A 22,372-nucleotide genomic window follows, 5' to 3' on the forward strand; every position below is an offset into this window, starting at 1 on the left:
GTGGCAGCCCCGGCCCCGGCTCCCGCCGCAGCCGCGCCTGCGCCGACGCCGGCCAACCCCGGCACGCGCCTGCTGGAGCTGCAGGTCGGCCCGCTGACCGACATCAGCCTGGCCGACAACCTCGTCGAGCTGTTCAAGGAAATCACCGACCTCGGCACCATCGAGCCGCTGGATGCCGGCCAGAGCGCCGACGGCATGCGCCGCTTCAAGGTGCTGACCAGCTCCACCGACAACGACCTGCTGGACCTCTTCACCTTCCACGTCGCCCGTGAACAGGTCAAGCTGATGCCTCTCGGACCCGGCTTCGGCTTCCACGAAGGTGCGCCCGGCGCACCGCCGGCCGAGCCGCCGTCCACCGACCCCGGCTACGGCTTCTTCGACAACGCCCCCGGCGTGCCGGCTGGCGCCAGCGCCCCCGCCACAGAAGAGGCCAAGCCCACCGCCGCCATCGTGCCGGCGCGCGCGGCCACGCCGGCGCGGACCGATGCCAAGCCCGCCGGCGGCGGCCTGGACCAGACCACGCTGCGCGTCTCCATCGAGAAGGTGGACCAGCTCATCAACCTCGTCGGCGAGCTCGTCATCACCCAGGCCATGCTGGCCCAGAACAGTCGCGAGCTGGACCCGGCGCTGTACCAGCAGCTCACCAGCGGCCTGGCCGACCTTGAACGCAACACCCGCGACCTGCAAGAGTCCGTCATGTCGATCCGGATGATTCCGATGTCGACGGTGTTCAACCGCTTCCCGCGCATGCTGCGCGACCTGGCCGCCAAGCTGGGCAAGAAGGTCGAACTGGTCACGCAGGGTGAGGCCACTGAGCTGGACAAGAGCCTGGTCGAGAAGATCACCGATCCGCTGACTCACCTGGTGCGCAACAGCTGTGATCACGGCATCGAGATGCCGGAGGACCGCCTCGCGCGCGGCAAGCCCGAGCAGGGCACGATCACGCTGGTCGCCTCCCACCAGGGCGGCAGTATCGTCATTGAAGTTCGCGACGATGGCCGCGGCCTGAACCGCGAGAAGCTCATCAAGAAGGCCCGCGAGAAGGGCATCGATGCGCCGGACACGATGACCGACGCCGAGTGCTGGAACCTGATCTTCGCGCCCGGCTTCTCGACGGCCGATGTCGTCACCGACGTGTCCGGCCGCGGTGTGGGCATGGACGTCGTGAAGAAGAACATCACCTCGCTGGGCGGTACGGTCGAAATCGACTCCGCAGAGGGCTACGGCATGAAGGTGTCCGTGCGCCTGCCGCTGACGCTGGCCATCATGGACGGCATGAGCGTCGGCGTGGGCGACGAGTGCTACATCCTGCCGCTGTCCAGCGTCGTCGAGTCGTTCCAGGTGCAGGCCGACACGATCAAGACGGTCGCCGGCTCGGGTCGCGTCGTCGAGGTGCGTGACGAGTACATGCCCGTCATCGAGCTCGAGAAGGTCTTCGACGTGCCGCGATTCGATTTCGAGCACGTGTCGTCCATCATGGTCGTCGTGGAAGCCGAGGGCGGCCGCGTCGCGCTGCTCGTGGACGAGCTGCTCGGCCAGCAGCAGGTCGTGGTGAAGAACCTCGAAGCGAACTACCGCAAGGTCAGCGATGTGTCGGGCGCCACCATCATGGGTGACGGCCGCGTCGCACTGATTCTGGACGTCGGCAGCCTGGTGCGCCGCTCGCGCCACTAAACAATTCAACCCAGATAGAGAGGTCCACATGGAAGCCAGCAACGTCCCCGCCCTGCGCCAGCAAGGTGCCGTCACGGCCCAGTCCGCAGGCCCCAAGAGCGGCGAATACCTGACTTTCCGGCTCGGCTCGGAGGAATACGGCATCGACATCCTGAAGGTCCAGGAGATCCGTTCCTACGAAGCCCCCACGCGCATCGCCAACGCGCCGGATTTCATCAAGGGCGTCGTCAACCTGCGCGGCGTCATCGTCCCCATCGTCGACCTGCGCCTGAAGCTGGGTTGCCCCAGCGCCGAGTACAACAGCTTCACGGTTGTCATCGTGCTGAACGTGAAGAACCGCGTCGTCGGTGCGGTGGTGGACTCGGTTTCCGACGTGCTGGAGCTGAGCCGCGACGCGATCAAGCCGGCACCGGAGCTGAACACCTCCTCGGTGGACACCAGCTTCATCACCGGCATCGGCTCGGTGGCCGACCGCATGCTGATCCTGATGGATATCGAAGGCCTGATGAGCAGCGCCGAGATGGGCCTGATGGACGCAGCCATCGCCGCATAAAGGCTGCGCCATCAAGCAAAACGGGCGGCCCGCAGGCCGCCCGTTCTTCATTGCGCGAAGTTCGTCTTCAGACGCGTTCGGCCACCCAGGCTGCGACGCTCTGCAAGGCCGCCGGCACGCCGGCCGGCTGAGTGCCGCCCGCCATGGCCATGTCGGGCTTGCCGCCGCCCTTGCCGCCCACCTGCTGGGCGACAAAGTTGACCAGCTCGCCAGCCTTGACCTTGCCAATGCTGTCGGCCGTCACGCCGGCCGCCAGCTGAACCTTGTCCCCGTCCACGGCCGCCAGCACGATGGCAGCGGTCTTGAGCTTGTCCTTGAGCTTGTCCATGGTCTCGCGCAGCGTCTTGGCGTCGGCACCTTCCAGCCTGGCGGCGAGCACCTTCAGGCCCTTCACGTCGACGGCCTGAGCCAGCAGCTCATCGCCCTGGGCCGATGCCAGCTTGCTCTTGGCGGCGGCAAGCTCTTTTTCCAGGGACTTGATCTGGTCCAGCACGGCATGCAGGCGAGCACCCAGTTCGTGCGGCGAGGTCTTCAGCGTCATGGCCGCCCCCTGCACCGTCGTCTCAAGCGACTGGAGATAGGCCAGGGCGTTGTCCCCGGTGACGGCCTCGACACGGCGGATGCCGGCCGCGACGCCCGACTCGGCGACGATCTTGAACAGGCCGATGTCACCTGTGGCCTTCACGTGCGTGCCGCCGCAAAGCTCCTTGGAAGAGCCGATGCTGAGCACGCGCACCGTGTCGCCGTACTTCTCGCCGAACAACATCATCGCACCGGACTTCTGCGCATCGTCCAGCGCCATGACCTGCGCGTTCGCGCCCGCATTGGCCAGGACCTCGGCGTTCACGAGCGACTCGATCTCGCGGATCTCTTCGGCCGTCAGCGGCGCGTTATGCGCGAAGTCGAAGCGCGTGCGTTCGGCGTTCACCAGCGAGCCCTTTTGCTGCACATGGGCACCCAGCACCTCGCGCAAGGCTTTGTGCATCAAATGGGTGGCGCTGTGATTGCGCACGGTCCTGGCGCGGCGCTCGGCATCGACGCGGGCCGTGAACACGTCGCCGACCTTGACCGAGCCTTCGGTCACGCGGCCGTGGTGGCCGAACACGTCGGCCTGGATCTTGACCGTGTCCTCGACGACCACACGCGTCGCGCCATTGCGCAGCTCGCCGGCATCGCCAACCTGGCCGCCGCTCTCGGCATAGAAGGGGGTGTGGTCCAGCACGATGACGGCGTCGTCGCCGGCCTGGGCCTCGTCGACCGGAGCGCCATCGACGTAGACGGCCGTGACCTTGGCGGTCTCGCAGACCAGATGTTCGTAGCCGTGGAAGCTGGTCGGGACGCCACTGTAGGCCAGGCCCTGGGCCATTTTGAACTTGCCGGCGGCGCGGGCACGGTTCTTCTGCTCTTCCAGCAACTCGTTGAAGCGGGCCTCGTCCACCGACACGCCGCGCTCGCGGCAGACGTCGGCGGTCAGGTCGACCGGGAATCCATAGGTGTCATGCAGCTTGAAGGCCGTGTCGCCGTCAACGTTGCCACCCTTGGCAAGCGCGCCTTCGAGGATCTCCATGCCGGTGGCGATGGTCTGGAAAAAGCGCTCCTCCTCCTGCTTCAGCACGTCGGTCACGCGGCCCTGGGACTGGCGCAGCTCGGGATAGGCGTCTCCCATCTCGGCCGCCAGCGCGGCCACCAGCTTGTGGAAGAACGGCGTGCGCGCGCCCAGCTTGTAGCCGTGGCGGATGGCGCGGCGGGCGATGCGGCGCAGCACGTAGCCGCGGCCGGCATTGCCGGGGATGACACCATCGACGACGGTGAACGAGCAGGCGCGGATGTGGTCGGCGATGACCTTCAGCGAAGGGCTGTCGGCATCGCAGTTGCCACCCCCGGCCGCCTCGTCCACGGCCTTCTTGGCCGCGGCGAGCAGGTTCACAAAGGTGTCGATCTCATAGTTGGAGTGCACGTGCTGCAGCACCGCAGCCAGACGCTCCAGCCCCATGCCGGTATCCACACTGGGCTTGGGCAGCGGGTGCATGACGCCGTCATCAGTCCGGTTGAACTGCATGAAGACGTTGTTCCAGATCTCGATGTAACGGTCGCCATCCTCGTCCGGGCTGCCCGGAGGGCCGCCGGCGACCTCGGGGCCGTGGTCGTAGAAGATCTCGGTGCAAGGGCCGCAGGGGCCCGTGTCGCCCATCATCCAGAAGTTGTCGGACATGTAGCGCGCGCCCTTGTTGTCGCCGATGCGCACGATGCGCTCAGCGGGCACGCCGACCTGCTTGTTCCAGATCTCATAGGCCTCGTCGTCCTCGGCGTAAACGGTGACCCAGAGCTTTTCAGCCGGCAGCTTGAAGTGGACGGTCAGCAGCTCCCAGGCATAGGCAATGGCGTCCTTCTTGAAGTAGTCGCCGAAGCTGAAGTTGCCCAGCATCTCGAAGAAGGTGTGGTGGCGCGCCGTGTAGCCGACGTTGTCCAGGTCGTTGTGCTTGCCGCCGGCGCGGATGCACTTCTGGCTGGTCGTCGCGCGCGTGTAAGAGCGCTTGTCGAAGCCCAGGAAGACGTCCTTGAACTGGTTCATGCCCGCGTTCGTGAACAGCAGCGTCGGGTCGTCGCCCGGCACCACGGGGCTGGAGGCGACGATCTGGTGGCCTTTCGACTCGAAGAACTTCAGAAAGGTCTGGCGGATCTCGGCGGCTTTCATCCCGGGGGCTTCCTGGAAAAGGTCAGTGACAAAGAGGGGCGATTGTAGAGAGGGGGCTTTACGTGCCGCGGGTAGAGTGATGTTCAAACCCCTCTGGAGATCCCCGATGGACCCGAATTCCCCGCTGGCCGCGCTCGACGACGCCAGCCTGCTGCGCAGCCAGGCGCTGATCAATGGCGAATGGGTGACCGGCGCCACCAGCTTCACCGTGACCGACCCCGCCACCGGCCGGGAACTGGCCCAGGTACCCAATCTGGGCCGCACCGATGCCGACACGGCCATTGCCGCGGCCGCCAACGCACTGAATGCCTGGCGCGGCAAGCCGGCCAAGGAGCGTGCCGCCGTGCTGGTGCGCTGGCAGCAGTTGCTGGTCAAGCACGCCGACGACCTGGCTCGGCTGATGACTGCCGAACAGGGCAAGCCGTTGGCCGAGGCGCGCGGCGAAGTCGTCTACGGCGCGAGCTTCCTCGACTGGTTCGCCGAGGAAGGCAAGCGCGTCTACGGCGAGACCATCCCGACGACGGACCCCGGCAAGCGCTACCTCGTCATCAAGCAAGCCGTGGGCGTCTGTGCCGCCATCACACCGTGGAACTTTCCGCTGGCGATGATCACGCGCAAGGTTGCCCCTGCACTGGCTGCGGGCTGCACCGTCATCATCAAGCCGGCCGAGGCCACGCCGCTGACGGCGCTGGCCGTCGCCGAACTGGCCCAGCGCGCCGGCATGCCGTCCGGGGTGCTGAACGTGCTGACGGCCGATGCCGCGCAGTCCGTCGAGATCGGCAAGCTGCTGTGCGAAAGCGACGTCGTGCGCCATCTGTCCTTCACCGGCTCCACCGAGGTGGGTCGCATCCTGATGGCCCAGTGCGCACCGACGATCAAGAAGCTCAGCCTGGAGCTGGGCGGCAACGCCCCCTTCATCGTCTTCGATGACGCCGACCTGGACTCCGCCGTCGACGGCGCCCTGGCCAGCAAGTACCGCAATGCCGGCCAGACCTGCGTCTGCGCCAACCGCATCTATGTGCAGGCGGGGGTCTACGACGCCTTCCTGGAGAAGTTCGCGGCAAAGGTCGGCGCGCTGAAGACGGGCAACGGGTTTGAATCCGGCGTCAACGTCGGCCCGCTCATCGACGACCAGGCGATGCAGAAAGTCGAGACGCACGTGGCTGACGCCATCGCGCTGGGCGCCAAGCTGCTGACCGGTGGCAAGCGCATCGAGACGGCGGGCGGCAACTTCTTCGAACCCACGCTGCTGGCCGACGCGACGCCGCAGATGCTGTGCTCGCGCGAGGAGACCTTCGGCCCCGTCGCGCCGGTCTTCAAGTTCCAGACCGAAGAGGACGCAATCCGGCTCGCCAACTCGACCGAGTTCGGCCTGGCCAGCTACTTCTACAGTCGCGACATCGGCCGCATCTTCCGCGTTGGAGAGGCGCTGGAGTACGGCATGGTGGGCATCAACACTGGCCTGATCTCGACGGCCGAGGTGCCCTTCGGCGGGGTCAAGCAGTCCGGCCTGGGCCGCGAGGGCGGGCGGCAAGGCATCGAGGACTACGTGGAGGTGAAGTACCTCTGCCTGGGCGACATCCAGAAGTAGCCCTGCACCGGGCGTGATCGTCCGCGCAGACAAAAGAAAAGGGCCCGTCAGTCGGGCCCCTTTTTTTGGCCGAGCCCTTGACGCGGCTCGGCCATTTCTTGCTCGCTCTTAGAACTCGTAGCGGCCCGTCACCTGCATGGCCCACGACGATTCGCCACGGGTCTGCTTGTTGATGAAGTCCTGCGGGTCGTTGACCGAGTAGATCATCTTGCCCGTGGCCGAGTCGATACCGGCGTAGCGCACGAAGGTGCGGCTGCTGCCGGCGCCGAACGGCGCTTCGTCGATGCGGCCCCAGCGCTTGTTGATCAGGTTGCCGAAGTTCAGGATGTCCAGCGTCAGCACACCCTTGTTGTTGTTGAACAGGCCGGGCACTTCCTGGCTGATGCGGACGTCGAAGCTGTTCGTGAACTTGGCGAAGGCCGTGTTACGACCCACAACGCCACCCTTGAAGTTGCGCAGACCCGGTTCGCTGTCGACGATGGACCAGAACTTCGCTTCCGCAGCCGAGGCAGTCTGCTGCTGGTAAGCAGTCAGAGCGGCCTGCGACGTGATGCCTGCGGTGGTGGGCAGACGGAACAGCACTTCGCCGGAGCCCGGACCCTTCGGGATGTACAGCAGGTCGTTGCCGGACACGCCGTCGCCGTTCATGTCGTTGGCGAAGACCCAGCTGTACGGACGGCCTTCACGACCTTCGTAGACGACGCCGAAGCTCGTCTTGTACTTGCCGAAGAACGCCTTGGAGAAGTTCATCTGGGCGTTGAAGCGGTTGCGGATCAGCGAAGCCGAGTTGGCCGCCACTTCCTCGTTCGGGTTGAAGATGGAACGGTTCAACCAGTTCGAGTTCGAGGTCGAGGAGGTCAGCGGGCTGACTTCCGTGGCGCTCGTGCGGGTGTAGGCCACGCCCCAGCCGAAGCCGTTACGCGTGGGAGCGTTCAGCGACAGGGTCAGCGCATTGCCGCTGCCCTTCTTCGTGTTCTCGACGACGGTGACCGTGCCGTAGGACAGGTTGCTGAGCGACTTGTTGCTCAGGCAGCCGCTCGGGTTGGTGTCGTTGGCATTGCCGGCAAAGCACAGCGGGTTGGAGCCGCCGGCGTTGTAGAACATGTCACGACCGTCGACGGGAGACGTGCGGGTCACGGTACCCAGGTTCAGGTGCTTGTAGTACAGGCCCTTGTTGACGCTGGTGTGCAGCAACTCGGCACCGGCCACCAGACCGAACCAGGGCAGTTCACCGTCCCAGGCCAGGTTCATCTTCCAGACCGAAGGCTGGCTCGTGTTCGGACCAATGAAGTCCACATTGGCTGCCGGCGGCGTGCCCGTGACCGCCGGTTGCGCGCCGGTGTTGGGCGAGAACTTGATGTTCGCGCAAGGCGTCGTCGTGCCGCTGCAGCTGAAGTTGGCGGTGGTGACGCCGGTGTTTTGGTAGGGGTTGGTCAGCCAGACCGAGGCCGCCGAGCCCATGAAGAGACCGAAGCCGCCGCGGACCTGCGACTTGCGCTTGTCCACCGGATCCAACGCGTAGTTGAAGCCGAAGCGCGGCTGGAACAGCTTTTCGCCGTCCAGCGTGCGGGTGTTGTCGTAGCCGAAGCCGCCGGACTGGCGCGTATTCGTGGCCGGGTTGCCGGCGATCATGGGGGCCGAGGCCGCCGCGTTGGCCTTCGGGCTGTCACCCGTGCTGAGCATGTCGACGCGCACGCCGCCCGTCAGGGTCAGGCGCTTGCTGACGTTCCAGGTGTCCTGGATGAACACGCCCACATTGCTCAACGTCCAGTTGGCGGCGCCGTCAGTCAGCGTGTTGCCGTTCAGCGGCATCTGCACCGTGTAGGCATTCACCACGCTGTTCTTCCACAGCTCGACCGGGTCGGTGCCGCTGAAGGTGTAGGTGCCCTTGGTGTTCTGCAGGAAGGCGTTGAAGATCTCGTTGCGCTGCAGGTCGACACCAGCCTTGATCTCGTGATCGTCAAGCAGCAGGTTGCCGGCGAAGTAGGCGTCCAGCGTCTTGGTCTTGAGGCTGTTGAAATGGCGGCTGGACTCCGTGCCGAAGCGCAGCGTGCGGTTACCGGTGGCGGTACCGGTCGGGGCCGGCGTCGTCCAGACCAGGCTGATCTGCGGCAGGTCGCTGTTGTTCTTCGGGTCGCTCGCGTAATCGCGCTTCGAGACCTTCAGCTCGGTGGAGAAGGTGTCCGTCCAGTCGGAGAACAGCTGGCCCACCAGGGTCTCGAGGGTCTTGTCCTGGCTGTACCAGTGCGAGGACATGGTCAGGATCGTGTTGCTGAAGCCCGGGAAGATCGGGTTGCTCTCTTCCGACTTCGTGTAGCGCAGGTTGGCCTTGTGCTTTTCGGAGATGTTCCAGTCGAGCTTGAGCAGGGTGTCCTTGGCCACCAGCTGCACGCCGGTGGGGATGGCCATGCTGCCGATGTCGATCTTGTAGATATCGGAGGCCACCTTCTGGGCGGCGGCGATCTGTTCGTTGGTGATGCCGACGTTGGCCTGCGCGCTGCCCACCGGGCCGAAGCTGGGGGCGTTGCGGCTGCTCTTGAGTTCTTCGTAGCTGGCGAAGAAGAACAGCTTGTCCTTGATGATCGGGCCGCCAAGGGTGAAGCCCTTCAGGTCTTCCTTGAAGGACGGGGTCTTGAAGGTGGTGCCGGCTTGGCGGTTGTAGCGGTCACCCGCCATGTTGGCGTCGCGGTAGACGTAGTAGACGCTGCCCTTGAACTCGTTCGTGCCGGACTTGGTGACGGCGTTGATGTTGGCGCCGGTATAGCCCTGCTGGGTAACGTCGTAGTTGGAGATGTTGACCTGCACTGCCTGGATGGCATCGATCGAGATCGGCTGCTTCAGCGTCGGCAGGCCGTTGGATTCCAGGCCGAAGGTGTCGTTGACGCGCACGCCGTCGATGGTGACGGAGTTGAAGCGGGCGTTCTGGCCGGCGGCGGAGATGTCGCCACGCTCCTTGTCGGTCTGCGACAGGCGCGGGTCCGTGCGGGCGTAGTCGGCCAGGCTGCGGCTGATGGACGCGAAGTTGTCCATATCCGCGCGGCTCAGGTTGGTGCCCGAACCCATGGCGGTGCTGGCGAACTTGCTGTTCGCGGCGGCGCTGCCGGTGACGACCACGGCTTCGAGCTGGTTGGCGCCCAGCGCCACGTCGAAGTTGGTGGTTTCGGCCAGCTGCAGGTAGACGTCTTCACGGACGCTGCGATCGGAACCCTTGCTCACGGTGATGGTGTAGGGGCCACCCACGCGCAGGCCCCGGGCGCCATAGCGGCCTTCGGCATCAGTCACCTGCGTGTTCGACGAACCGGACTCACGGTGCAAGATGGTCACCGTGGCACCAGCCACCGGCTTGCCATCCGCGGCCGTGACACGGCCGGCGACAGCCGCCGTCGTGTTCTGCGCCATGGCGGGCGCTGCGGCCACGATGGCGACGGCGGCGCACAGCGCCGATAGCGGGAATCCAGACCCAAACCTGTTGCTCATCCCAATCACTCCTGTTGTGCGCGCGGGGCGCGGCTGATGTCGAAAACGGTCACGGAAACGTCATGAAGCGCGCTTGCCGTGGTCGCGGCGCCCGGCCCAGCAGGGGGACGGGGGGCGACGGTGAACGGAATTGTCATGACTTTCTGTGACAGAACTTTACGGGTAAGTCAGAAGTGGCCATTTTTCGACACGCAGCCGAGGCAGGAGCACCGGGGCAGTGCGTCGTCAGACCGCGACAGTGCGCCCCGAACGCCCCGCCGCACGGGGTATCTGCACAGTGATTTCCATCGATTTCGCGGCGCAATGCACCATGTTGGTGCTATTTTTTCGGCAATGTAAACATTGAGAGCCTGTGTGGCCTTGTCGCGAATCCGCGACAAACTCGGGCAACAAACCCACTTCTAAGATCGCGCCCTTCTTCAAGCCCCTCCCCGCCATGGTCCCCATCCCCTCCTTGCGCCTCGGCGCCGGCCTGCTCTTCGGCGCCCTGCTGCTCGCCGGCTGCGCCACACAGCCCACCCCCAGGACGGCCGAACTGACGCTGTTCTCCATCAACGACTTCCACGGCAACATCCAGCCCGCCCAACCCACGCCACTGATGCCGCGGGTGGCCGATCCCGCCACGGGCGAGGTCAAGGCACAGCCCGCGGGTGGTGTGGCCCACCTGGCCACGGCGATGTCGACGTTGCGCGCCAAGTACCCCGATTCCATCGTCGTCGCCGGCGGAGACCTGATCGGCGCGTCGCCGCTGATCTCCAGCCTGCTGCGCGACGAGCCGACGCTCGCGGCGCTGTCGCAGCTCGACATCTCGGCCAGTGCGCTGGGCAACCACGAACTCGACGCCGGTCTGCCTGAGCTGCTGCGCAAGGCGCGCGGCGAATGCGCGCCGACGGAATGCCTGTGGCCCGGCTTCAAGGGTCCCGGCTTCCCCTACCTGGGCGCCAACGTCCTGGACGCCAACACCGGCAAGCCGCTGCTGCCGACGCACGTGATGAAGCCGTCGGCCGGCTTCAAGGTCGCCATCGCCGGCGTCGCAACGCTCGACACCCCCCAGGTCATCGTCGCCCGGGCGATCAAGGGCATTCGCTTCGCCGACGAGGCCGACACACTCAACGCCCTCGTCCCGCAACTCAAGGCCGAAGGGGCCCAGGTGCTCGTGGCCGTCATGCACGAAGGCGGCGTGCAAGGTCCCGGCAGCAGCGCCAACGACCCCACCTACGCCTGCCCGACGCTGAGCGGCCGCGTGCTGGACATCGCCAAGCGGCTGGACCCGGCCTACGCCATCATCATCGGCGGCCATACCCACCAGGCCTACACCTGCAAGATCAACGGCCGCCTCGTCGTCCAAGGCGGCAGCTACGGCGGCTGGATCACCGAGACGCACCTCAAGCTCGACGCCACCGGCCGGGTGCTGGACGCCCAGGCCGTCAACCACCCGGTGCTGCAGTCCGTCTACGCGCCCAACCCGGCCCTGGCCAACCTGGTCGCCCAGGCCGCCGCGCTGACCCAGGCCGCACGCAGCAAGCCGGTTGCCACGCTGCCGCGCGGCGCGACCCGACACGCGAAAGAGCCGAACGGCGACTCCTGGCTGGGCAATCTGATCGCCGACAGCCAGCTCCTCTATGCCCGCAAGCAGGGCCCGGCCGATATTGCCTTCATGAACTCGGGCGGCATCCGCGCCGACCTTAACGTCGATCCCGGCAAGGCCACGACGATGAGCGACCTGCTCGCCATCCAGCCCTTCGGCAACGACATCGTCGCGCTGACGCTGACCGGCCAACAGCTCTGGGACATCCTGCAACGCCAGTTGCCGAAGGGTGACGCCGCACCGCGGATGCTGCAACCCTCGTCCACGCTGCGCTATCACTGGCGCAAGGGCGCCGATGGCGTGCCCCAGCTCGGCGAAATCCTCGTTGACGGCCAGCCCCTGAACCGCACCCGGGACTACCGCGTCATCGTCAACAACTTCCTGTCTGAAGGTGGCGATGCCCAGGCCGGCTTCAAGCATGGTCGGGACCGCGCGGTGCTCGGCACCGACATCGACGCCCTCGTCGAGCTGCTGCGCGACAACCCACAGGCTGTCTCGCAGGCCGCGCCCGGCCGCATCGTGCGGAACTGAAAGGCTGATGCAAAAACCCTAGGGCAAACCTGTAACTTCTTGTAGCTACCCGGTCCCGGCGCGTTGACACGCCCGCCCTAGACTCGAAATGCTCGGCCTTGCGCGCCGGGCGTTAGCGGGTCGGGGGAGCGATGGCGGCATGGGACATGCAGGAAGGCTCGGACGGCCCGCCTAGGGCCGCTCCGTTGGCCGCGAACGCCCTGGGTGGCCCTGATCAGGGCGCCCCCGCCAGCCCGCTTTTGCGCGAGGTCATCGCGCACCTCCCCTGCGGCCTGGCCGTCTTCGACGCAGAGCGCCGCCTGCTCGTGCACAACGCCGAGTTCGAGCGGCTGCTGAACGTGCCGGCCTCGCTGTTCGAAGAGCCACCACTGCGCTTCGACGACCTCATCCTCTTCTTCGCCGCCCGTGGCGACTACGGCCAGGGCGAACAGGCCCAGGCCGCCGTCGAGGCCGCCCTCGCCCTCGGCCACGATCAGCGCCCCAACCGCCTCGAGACCTACCGAACGGGTGACCGCCTCATCGAGGCCCGCACCGCGCCGCTGCCCGAGACGTCCTCGGTGCCGGGCGGCCTGGTGCTGACCTGCCTGGACCTCGCGCCCCAGGCCCAGGCCCGCCTTGCTGCCGAGCGCGCTTCGCAGGCCAAGTCGCGCTTCCTGGCCAACATGAGTCACGAGATCCGCACGCCGTTGAACGCCGTGCTGGGCATGCTGCGCCTGCTGCAGAAGACGTCGCTGGACGCCCGCCAGCGCGACTACGCCGTCAAGAGCGAGGGCGCAGCGCGCGGCCTGCTGGGCCTGCTCAACGACGTGCTGGACTTCTCCAAGATCGAGGCCGGCCGCCTCAGCCTGGATCCGCATCCGACACGGCTGGACGAACTGCTGCGCGACCTCTCCGTGATCCTGGCCGCCAACGTCGACAAGCGCGAGCTGGAACTGCTCTTTGACCTCGACCCCGATCTGCCGCCCGTCATCGTGGCCGATGCGCTGCGTCTGCAGCAGGTCCTCGTCAACCTGGCGGGCAACGCGATCAAGTTCACCCCGGCCGGCGAGGTCGTGCTGCGCATCACCCAGGCGGCACGGACCGCCGGCCACGTCGTGCTCGACTTCACCGTGCGCGATACGGGCATCGGCATCCCGCCCGAACAGCAGCAACGCATCTTCTCCGGCTTCAGCCAGGCCGAGGCCTCGACGGCGCGGCGCTTCGGTGGCACCGGTCTGGGCCTGGCCATCAGCCGCCGCCTTGTGCGCCTGATGGGCGGCGACATCCACGTCGAGAGCACGCCAGGGGCGGGCAGTTGCTTCGGCTTCACACTGAGCTTCCCCCTGCCTGTCGACGAGGCCGTGCCGGCGCCGCGCGAGAACGGCGAGGCCCTGAAGGTGCTCGTCATCGACGACCACGCCGAGGCCCGCCGCATCATCGGTACGCTGGCCGCGACCCTGGGCTGGCAGGTGCGACTGGCGGCCGGCGGGGCCGAGGCGCTGGAACGCGTGGCGGACGATGCACCGGAGGTCGTGCTGCTCGACTGGATCATGTCGGGCATGGATGGCTGGCAGACCGCGGTGCGGCTGCGCGAGCGCCTCGGCCCAGGGCCGCTGATCCTTATGGTCACCAGCCATGACCGCGAACGCCTGGCTCAGCGCAGCGCCGCGGAGCAGGCCCTGCTCGACGGCTTCCTCGTCAAGCCCGTCACGGCCGCGCAGCTGAGCCAGGCTGTCGCCTCGGCCAGACAGGCCCGCAGCAACGCCGGCACGCCGCCCGAGGCCGCCCCGCAGCGCCTCGCCAACCTCAACCTGCTGCTTGTCGAAGACAACCCTGGCAACCAGCAGGTCACGCGCGAGCTGATGGAGCTCGAAGGCGCCGCCGTCACACTCGCCACCGACGGCAGGCAAGCCCTGACCCTGCTCGCCCAGACGCGCGGCCGTCGCGGCTTCGACGCCGTGCTGATGGACGTGCAGATGCCGGTCATGGACGGCATGACGGCAACCCGGCTTATCCGCCGCCAGCTCGGCCTGACACTCCCCATCATCGCGATGACCGCCGCCGCGCTGGACACCGAGCGCCAGGCCTGCCTGGCCGCCGGCATGGATGAGCACATTGGCAAGCCCTTCGACCCCGACACCCTCGTCGCCGTGCTGCGGCGTCGCTGCGGTGCGGCGCCGGCCGCCGCACGCACCGAGACCGCCGAGCTGCCACCGGCCGTGCTCACCGATGCGGGCCGTGCAGGCATTGCGCTGGCCGAGGCACTGGCGCGCATGTCGGGCCGCGTCGAGCTGTTCGAGCGCACGCTGGCCGCTCTGCACGAGCAGGACCGCAAGCTCGCCCATGCCCTCGCCCAGGGCGGCCGCAGCGCCACCCGCGGTCTGCATGGCTACCGGGGCCTGGCCGCCATGCTCGGCGCCAGCGAACTGGCCGCCCTGGCGGCCGAGGGCGAACATGCCACTCTGGCGGACACCGACTGGCACCGCCGCTTCCTGGCCCGCCGGGAGGCCGACCTCGCCGCGCTGGACCGCCTGGCCGCCGCCTTGCAGGCCCGCCAGGCCTCACACGATGAGCACGCCGTGACGGTCTCCCCGGCGTCGCCGGGCACGCTCGCGCACCAGCTGGACGCCCTTGCCGCGCTGCTGGACGGCGCCGATCTCGAAGCCCTGGATGCGTACGAGGCCCTGCACCCCCAACTCCCGGCCGCCACGGCCGTGCCGCTGGCTGCCGCCATGGCCGTCCTCGACTTCCCCGCTGCGCTGAGCCTGTGCCGGCAGCTGCGCGACACGCTGGAGGTCCGGGCATGATGCAGCTCTCCCAGCCCGGCCAGACGCCGCTGCAGCCCGGCCAGGCACCGCCCGGCCGGCGGCCGCGACTGCTCATCGTCGACGACCAGCCCGTCAACATCCAGGCCCTGCATCGCGTCTTCGCCGCCGATTGCCAAGTGTTGATGGCCACCGACGGCGCCCGTGCGCTGCAGCTCTGCCGGACGCGCCAGCCCGACGTCGTGCTGCTGGACGTGCAGATGCCCGGCATGGATGGCCACGAACTCTGCGCCGAGTTGAAGGCCGACCCGCTGCTGAGCTCCATCGCCGTCATCTTCGTCACCGCGCAAAGCCGGCCCGAGGACGAGACGCGCGCGCTGGATGCCGGCGCGGCCGACTTCATCACCAAGCCTTTCAATCCCACCGTCGTGCGCGCTCGCGTGCGCACCCAGCTGACGCTCAAGGCCCAGGCCGACCTGCTGCGCGAGCTGGCCTTCGTCGACGGCCTGACCGGCGTGCACAACCGCCGCCACTTCGACGAGCGCTTCAGCGCCGAGGTCCGCCGCGCCCAGCGCACCCGCGCGCCGCTGGCCATCGCGCTGGCCGACGTCGATCACTTCAAGCGCTACAACGACGCACTGGGCCATCTCGCAGGCGACGACTGCCTGCGGCGCGTCGCCGCAGCGCTCAGGACCTGCCTGCGGCGTCCCACCGACCTGCTGGCCCGCTTTGGTGGCGAGGAGTTCATCTGCCTGTTGCCGGACACCGACCTGGCGGGCGCGATCGCCGTGGCCCAGCAAATGGAGGACGCCGTGCGCGCGTTGGCCCTGCCGCATCCGGGCGTGGAGGGCTGCGTGACCATCAGTCTGGGCGTGTCGGCCGGGACGCAAGCGCAGGGGCTGGTCGAAGCGGCGGACCGGGCCTTGTACCTCGCCAAGGCGGCGGGCCGGGGGCGGGTGAGCTGGGTTTGAGGCTGACGGCGAGCCAGGGCGCGCGCGGAGCCCTCGATTCGTCGCGCGCCCCGGGGAACGGAGTCATTGCGTCGCCGCGCTCGCCTCGGACGGAGCCCATCAGAAGAAATGCCTCGCGACTTGCGTTGCGAGGCATGGTGCTCAGGCGCTTTGCGCGGCGTCGGCGCGTGGGATCGGACTGAAAAAGGGACTTTGCTGTCTGGAGCGGGTGATGGGAATCGAACCCACGTAGTCAGCTTGGGAAGCTGAAGTTCTACCATTGAACTACACCCGCATGGGCGATGATTCTAGGTGCGCTTTGGCAAGCACGTCGCCGACCGAAGTTTCAAACTTGCTGCGCCCGCAGTTGGCCTCCTGGCGGTCATCGATGGCCATGCCGAAAATCTCCATCTGCCTGCTGCTCGAATGGCGGCCCGCTTGAAGCGGCCTTCGGACGGACGGTCCAGGTGCAGGCGGCGGGTCGCCCGGCGAACCGGTCTGACCAAACGAAACCTATCTTGTGAACCAAGCGGTCTCCCCTTCATCCGAGCCGGAGCCGCCCGGAGACTCGGCCTCCCAACAACAAGGAGACCGCATGCCCCCCCTGAAAGACGAGCCGGACCTCGCCGTCGACCGAGCGAGCCCCGGGCCGCAACCCACCCCTGCCGCCATCACGCAGCCGCCTTCGCCCAGCCTCAGCCGACGCGGCCTCATGCTGGCGGGACTGGGCGGTCTGGGCGTCACCGCCTGTGGTGGCGGCGACGGTGGCTTGCCAGCGATCGTCACGCCGACACCGTCCACGCCGCCCCCACCGCCGCCGCCGCCTTCCTCGGCGGGGCCGAGCTCCATCACCGAAATCCACTACCGCTCGACGGCTCTCAACGATGAGAGCTGGGTCAAAATCTACCTCCCTCCCGGCTACGCCACATCGGGCCTGCGCTACCCGGTCGTCTACATGCTGCACGGCCGCGGAGACACGCTCTCCGCCTGGGGCCGCAACCAGACGATGTTCGACGAGCTGATCGCTGCCGGCACCATCCCGGCCTTCATCGGCGTCATGCCGGATGCGCCCTCCAGCAACCGCGGCGGCTACTACGTTGACTCGGCCTACACCAGCAGCACGCTGCCGGGCGCCAAGGTCGAAACCGCGTTCATCACCGAACTGCTGCCCTACATCGACGCGAACTACCGCACGCTGCCGCAGCGCGAGGCCCGCGCGCTGGCCGGCTATTCGATGGGTGCCTATGGCGCACTGCGCTACGCGCTGGCCTACCCCGAGCGGTTCTGCGCCAGCATCGTCATGAGCCCGGCCATCTATACGCCACTGCCGCCCGCTGGCTCCAGCACGCGCGAGTTCGGTGCCTTTGGCAGCGGCAACACGCTGTTCGTCGACGAGATCTATCGCAGCAAGACCTATCCGGCCCTGCTGCCGACATTCGCGGCCAAGAAACTGCCGCTGAACCTCTTCATCTCCGCCGGGGACGACGAGTGGAAAGAGAGCGACCCGGCCGAGGCGATGAACGACATCGACATGGAGGCGCACCTGCTGTTCAACCGCGTGTCCCGCGTATCGTCCATCAAGGCCGAGCTGCGCATCCTGAATGGCGACCATGACTGGCCGGTCTGGCAGGCAACGCTGCGGGAGGCCCTGCCCTTCATCTTCAAGGGCATGAGCAAGCCGGTCTGAGCGACCACGCGCTGCGGGCCGAGGTGCCGGCCTGCAGCTTTCGCATGACTCGCGGCCGCATCCTGTGCGCGCCGCTAAAGTCACGCGCATGAAGTCCCCAGCCTCGCCCGCCCAGCGCCCCCCCTCCACCCTGGCCGTCGCATGGCGGCAGCTGCTGCGGGACTGGCGAGCCGGCGAGCTGCGGCTGCTGATGTTGGCCGTCATGCTGGCCGTCGCGGCGCTGTGTGCGGTGGCCTTCCTGTCGGACCGGCTGGACCAGGGGCTGCGCCGCGATGCGGCCCAGTTGCTGGGTGGGGACGCTGTCGTCGCCAGCGACCAGCCCACGCCCCAGCCTCTGGTCGACCTGGCCCGTGATCTGAAGCTGACGACGGTACGCAGCGCGACCTTCCCGAGCATGGCGCGCGCGACCGAGGCCCAGGGCGGAGAGAGCCGGCTCGCCGCCGTCAAGGCCGTCAGCGATGGCTATCCGCTGCGCGGCCGCATTGCACTGCGCGAGGCCCTCCCCGGCCGCGGCGGCGCGCCGGCGCCCGGTGAAGTCTGGGTGGATCCGGCCGTGGCCGACGGCCTGGGGCTGAAGCTCGGCGACCCGCTGCTGCTGGGCGACAGCCAGCTTCAGGTGAGCGCCCTCATCGAGACCGAACCCGACCGCGGTGCCGGCTTCATGAACTTCGCGCCACGCGTGCTGCTGGCCGAGTCCGATCTGGCCGCCACCCACCTGGTGCAGCCGGCCAGCCGCATCACCTACCGCATGGCCCTGGTGCCCGGCCCCGATGCCGCGCCGGACGCGGTGCGCCGCTTTGTCGCCGCGGCCGAGCAACTGGTCGAGAAGGACAAGCTGCGCGGCGTGCGGCTCGAGTCGCTCGAATCCGGGCGGCCTGAGATGCGCCAAACGCTGGACCGCGCGGCGCGCTTCCTGCGCCTCGTTGCCATGTTGTCGGCCCTGCTGGCGGCTGTGGCCGTGGCGCTGGCGGCGCGCGACTTCGCGGCCCGCCACCTGGACGCCTGCGCCATGCTGCGCGTGCTGGGCCAGCCCCAGCGGCGCATCGCCTGGGCCTACGGCCTGGAGTTCGCACTGGCCGGCGTGGGCGCGAGCCTGGCCGGCGTCCTCGTGGGCCTGGGCCTGCATCAAGTCTTCGTGTCGCTGCTGGCGGGCCTCGTCAGCGTGAGCCTGCCGCCGCCCAGCATCTGGCCGGCGCTGCTGGGGCTGGGACTGGGGCTTTCGTTGCTCCTGGGCTTCGGGCTGCCACCGGTGCTGCAGCTGGCGGCCGTGCCGCCGCTGCGCGTGATCCGCCGCGACCTGGGCGCACCCAAGACCGGCTCGCTGCTGGTGCTGGGCGCGGGCGTCGTGGGCCTGGCAGCCATCCTCGTGGTGCTGGCCGGCGACCTGATGCTGGGCGGCATCGCCGCCGCGGGCTTTGCGGGCGCGGTGCTTTTGTTCGCGCTGCTGGCCTGGGGTGCCGTGAAGCTGCTGAGGCGCGTCGTGCCCAGCAACGTCAGCGGCGCGGGCGTGCCGCGGTGGCTGCTGCTGGCAACGCGCCAAGTCGCCGCGCGCCCGGGCTTTGCCGTCATGCAGGTGGCGTCACTTGCCGTGGGCCTGCTCGCGCTGGCGCTGCTGGTGCTGCTGCGCACGGATCTGATCTCCAGCTGGCGCCAGGCCACGCCAGCGTCGGCGCCTGACCGCTTCGTCATCAACATCCAGCCCGACCAGGCCGAGGCCTTTCGCAAGACGCTGACCGGGGCCGGCGTGCAGGACTACGACTGGTATCCCATGATCCGCGGCCGGCTGACGACGATCAACGAGGAGGCCGTGCAGGGCCGGCGCTTCGCCGAGGAGCGTGCCCAGCGCCTGGCCGAGCGCGAGTTCAACCTCAGCCACACGGCCACGCAGCCGGCGCACAACCAGATCGTGGCCGGCCGCTGGGGCGACGCGAAGCCGGGCGAGATGGGCATGAGCGTGGAAGAAGGCCTGGCGCAGACGCTGGGGCTCAAGCTCGGCGACACGCTGGCCTTCGACATCGCCGGCCAGCCGGTGCAGGGCCGCGTCACCAGTCTGCGCAAGGTGGACTGGTCGTCGATGCGGGTCAATTTCTTCGTGCTATTCGAGGCGGCCGAGCTGCCCGACCTGCCGGCCACCCAGATCGCCGCCTACCGCAGCCCGCCGGCCTCCAAGCTGGACCGCGAGCTGGCCCGGCAGTTCCCCAATCTGACCGTCATTGATGTGTCGGCCCAGCTCAATCAGGTGCAGGGCGTGCTGAACCAGGTCATCCAGGCCGTGCAGTTCCTGTTCGGCTTCACGCTGGCGACTGGCCTGGTCGTGCTTCTTGCCGCCGTGGGCAGTACTCGCGAAGCCCGCACACGCGAGTTCGCGCTGATGCGCGCCTTGGGCGCACCGTCCTCGCTGCTGGCACAAGTGCAGCGCGTCGAGCTGCTGGGCGTCGGCGCGCTGGCAGGCTTCCTGGCGGGTGCGGTGGCGTTGGTGCTGGCGGCACTGCTGGCCCGCTTCGTCTTCCAGTTCGACTGGGAGATCAAGCCCTGGGTCCCCCTGGCAAGCGCGGTGGTGGGCGCCCTGCTGGCCTGGAGCGCCGGCTGGTGGAGCCTGCGCAGCGTGTTGCAGCGCCCGGTGGTGCAGACGCTGCGCGAGGCCCAGGCCGAATGACGACCGCCGGCGGCTTGCGCGCCCGCGACGCCGGCCGCTACCTGGCACTGTCGGCCGGCATCACCGTCGTCTACCTGCTGCTGGGCCGGCTGGGCCTGCTGATGGTGCTGCCCCCCTACGAGGTGGCGCCCATCTACCCGGCCGCCGGCTGGGGCCTGGCGGTCCTGCTGGTACTGGGGCTGCGCTATCTGCCGGCCGTGGCCCTGGGCTCCTTCATCGTGCAGGCCGCGATGCTCGGCAACCTCAGCGACCAGGTGCTGCCGCTGGCCGCGGGGATCGCGGTGGGCGCCGCGGCCCAGGGCGCCGTGGGCACGCTGCTGATCCGGCGCTGGTGCGGCCGACCACTGGTGCTGGCGTCCCCGCGCGAGGTGGGTGGCTATCTGGGGGCCGTCACGCTGGCGGGGCTGGTCAGCCCGAGCTGCGCGACGCTGGCGCTGGTTGCGACCGACACCATCGCCACTGCGCAGATGGGCATCGTCTGGATGGTGTGGTGGACGGGCGACCTGATGGGCGTGCTGATCGCCACGCCCATCACGCTGGCGCTGTTCGGCAAGCCGCGCGACGCCTGGGCGACACGCCGGCTGAGCGTGGGCCTGCCCATGCTGCTGACGACACTGCTGGTGGGGATGGGCGTGGCGGCCACGGTCGAATGGGACCGCCAGCGCAACCGCGCTGATTTCACGCGCGACGCGACGAGCGCGGCCCAAGCCCTCGCCGGCCGCCTGCGCGAGCCGCTGCTGGCACTGGAAGGCCTGCACGGCATGCTCAAACTCAAGCCGCTGCCGACGCGGGCGGAGTTCGCCCATGCCACCAGCGGCTTCCTCACCGAGGACAGCCCGTTGATCGCGCTGGGGCTGGCCCAGCGCGTCGCACGCGCGGACATCGGGCGCTTCAACGCCGCTGCGGCGGCCGATGCCTTCCCCGGCGGCTTCCAGGCCCGCGACCGGCTGCGCGCCGGCGACCTGCGCCCGCCGGCGGACGAGGACATGATGGCCATCCGCCTTGTCGAGCCCCTGTCGCGCAACACCGGCGCGCTGGGCATCAATGTGCGCACCGTGCCCGGCGCACGGGCGGCCGTAGAGAAGGCAGCCGCCACGGGGCGGCCGACCGCGTCGGCGGGCATCCAGCTGTCGCAGGACCGGGAAGCCGCCGTCGGCATCGTCATCTACCAGCCGCTCTACCGGGGCCAGGAGCAGCGCGGCGAAGCCGCCCTGGACGGCGTCGTCTTCACGACGCTGCGGCCCGACCTGCTGCTCTCGCGGCTGTCCGCGGGCTGGCCCGAGCATCTGGGCGCCTGCCTCGTCGACCTGGATCCGGACGCCCTCTACCCGCGGCTGGCCGGCCGCCTGGGTTGCGATGCCGTCCAGCGCGGCAGCGGCTCGGCCTTGCCGCTGATCAAGTTGCCGCTGGAGTTCGGCGGCCGGCAATGGGAAGTGCGCATCTACGACCTGCCCGGCCTGGCGCCTGCGCCGGGGCGCAGTTGGGCCTTTGCGCTGGTGGGCCTGCTCGCTACTGCCATGGTCGGCGCGCTGCTGCTGCTGATGTCGGGACGCACCCAGCACGTCGAAGCCCTCGTGAAGGAGCGCACGGCGGCATTGGAGCGCGAAGTCGCCAGCCGCGCCCAGGGCGAGCGCGCGCTGAGCCAGAGCGAACGGCGCTTCCAGAGCATCTTCGAGACGGCGCCCATCGGCATCGCCTTCACCGACCTGAATGGCGGCTTCCAGGAGGTCAACGCGCACTTCTGCAATCTGGTCGGCTATTCGGCCGAGGCGCTGGCGACCCAGCGCTCTGTCGACCTGACCCATGCCGATGATCGCCGCGAGGACATCCGCCTGGCGCGCCGGCTGATGCGTGGCGAGATCCCGTTCTACCGGCGCCTGAAGCGCTATGTGCGGCCGGACGGCAGCGTCGTCCACGTGCGCTCCATTGTCAGCCTGCTGCGCGGCACGGACGGGAGGCCGCACCGGCTGGTGGGCATCGTCGAGGACATCACCGACCAGCTGCGCCTCGAGGAGCTGGGCCGCGCCCGCGAGGCCGCCGAGGCGGCCAACCAGGCCAAGAACGAGTTCCTGTCGCGCATGAGCCACGAGCTGCGCACGCCGATGAACGCCATCCTCGGCTTCACGCAGCTGATGCAGATGGACGCCGGCGAGCCGCTGCCCCCGGCGCAGCGCACCCGCGCACAGCAGATCGCGCAGGCCGGCTGGCATCTGCTGGAGATGATCA

The 22,372-nt window shown here is 68.4% G+C and carries 11 protein-coding genes and 1 tRNA gene; 9 read left to right on the forward strand and 3 right to left on the reverse strand.

Annotated features, from left to right (window positions below; genetic code table 11):
* Both VGF12_RS12030 and VGF12_RS12035 read left to right on the forward strand, forming a co-directional pair.
* Window positions 1-1,674, forward strand: a 1,674-nt coding sequence (locus tag VGF12_RS12030) for a chemotaxis protein CheA (RefSeq protein WP_331176277.1), incomplete at its 5' end; no start/stop codon positions are given.
* 28 nt (window positions 1,675-1,702) lie between these two features.
* Window positions 1,703-2,227 carry a chemotaxis protein CheW gene (locus VGF12_RS12035; RefSeq protein ID WP_331176278.1) on the forward strand — a complete coding sequence of 175 codons (525 nt, stop codon included), beginning with the start codon at window positions 1,703-1,705 and terminating at the stop codon, window positions 2,225-2,227.
* A 67-nt stretch (window positions 2,228-2,294) separates the two neighbouring features.
* Here the strand turns inward: VGF12_RS12035 and alaS are convergent, their stop codons facing one another.
* Window positions 2,295-4,922, reverse strand: coding sequence for an alanine--tRNA ligase (alaS, locus tag VGF12_RS12040; RefSeq protein ID WP_331176279.1), 2,628 nt, complete (start codon window positions 4,920-4,922; stop codon window positions 2,295-2,297).
* Window positions 4,923-5,028: 106 nt separating this feature from the next.
* Between alaS and VGF12_RS12045 the strand changes: the two genes are divergently transcribed.
* Window positions 5,029-6,513 carry an NAD-dependent succinate-semialdehyde dehydrogenase gene (locus tag VGF12_RS12045; protein ID WP_331176280.1) on the forward strand — a complete coding sequence of 495 codons (1,485 nt, stop codon included), beginning with the start codon at window positions 5,029-5,031 and terminating at the stop codon, window positions 6,511-6,513.
* Between the two features lie 108 nt (window positions 6,514-6,621).
* On the opposite strand, the gene VGF12_RS12050 is transcribed toward VGF12_RS12045, so the two are convergent.
* The gene (locus VGF12_RS12050) at window positions 6,622-9,990 is read right to left on the reverse strand and encodes a TonB-dependent receptor (protein WP_331176281.1); all 3,369 of its coding nucleotides are present in this window, start codon (window positions 9,988-9,990) and stop codon (window positions 6,622-6,624) included.
* A 436-nt stretch (window positions 9,991-10,426) separates the two neighbouring features.
* Between VGF12_RS12050 and VGF12_RS12055 the strand changes: the two genes are divergently transcribed.
* The 3 genes from VGF12_RS12055 (at window position 10,427) to VGF12_RS12065 (ending at window position 15,824) form a co-directional block, all read left to right on the forward strand.
* Complete coding sequence (locus VGF12_RS12055; protein WP_331176282.1) at window positions 10,427-12,109, forward strand: bifunctional metallophosphatase/5'-nucleotidase; 1,683 nt, start codon at window positions 10,427-10,429, stop codon at window positions 12,107-12,109.
* A 185-nt stretch (window positions 12,110-12,294) separates the two neighbouring features.
* Entirely contained in the window at window positions 12,295-14,895 is a 2,601-nt protein-coding gene (locus VGF12_RS12060; protein WP_331176283.1) for a response regulator, read from the forward strand.
* Complete coding sequence (locus VGF12_RS12065; RefSeq protein WP_331176284.1) at window positions 14,892-15,824, forward strand: diguanylate cyclase; 933 nt, start codon at window positions 14,892-14,894, stop codon at window positions 15,822-15,824. The genes VGF12_RS12060 and VGF12_RS12065 overlap by 4 nt, the downstream gene beginning before the upstream one ends.
* A gap of 200 nt (window positions 15,825-16,024) precedes the next feature.
* Here the strand turns inward: VGF12_RS12065 and VGF12_RS12070 are convergent.
* A tRNA-Gly gene (locus tag VGF12_RS12070) sits at window positions 16,025-16,098 on the reverse strand.
* A 300-nt stretch (window positions 16,099-16,398) separates the two neighbouring features.
* Here VGF12_RS12070 and VGF12_RS12075 point away from each other — a divergent pair.
* From VGF12_RS12075 to VGF12_RS12085, 3 genes are all read left to right on the forward strand, one after another.
* Entirely contained in the window at window positions 16,399-17,490 is a 1,092-nt protein-coding gene (locus VGF12_RS12075) for an alpha/beta hydrolase (protein ID WP_331176285.1), read from the forward strand.
* An 88-nt stretch (window positions 17,491-17,578) separates the two neighbouring features.
* Window positions 17,579-20,146, forward strand: coding sequence for an ABC transporter permease (locus VGF12_RS12080; RefSeq protein ID WP_331176286.1), 2,568 nt, complete (start codon window positions 17,579-17,581; stop codon window positions 20,144-20,146).
* On the forward strand, window positions 20,143-22,372 hold a 2,230-nt coding region (locus VGF12_RS12085; protein ID WP_331176287.1), incomplete at its 3' end, for a CHASE domain-containing protein. The genes VGF12_RS12080 and VGF12_RS12085, both read left to right, overlap by 4 nt.

The organism is Roseateles sp. (assembly GCF_036404855.1).
Classification (GTDB): domain Bacteria; phylum Pseudomonadota; class Gammaproteobacteria; order Burkholderiales; family Burkholderiaceae_C; genus Pelomonas.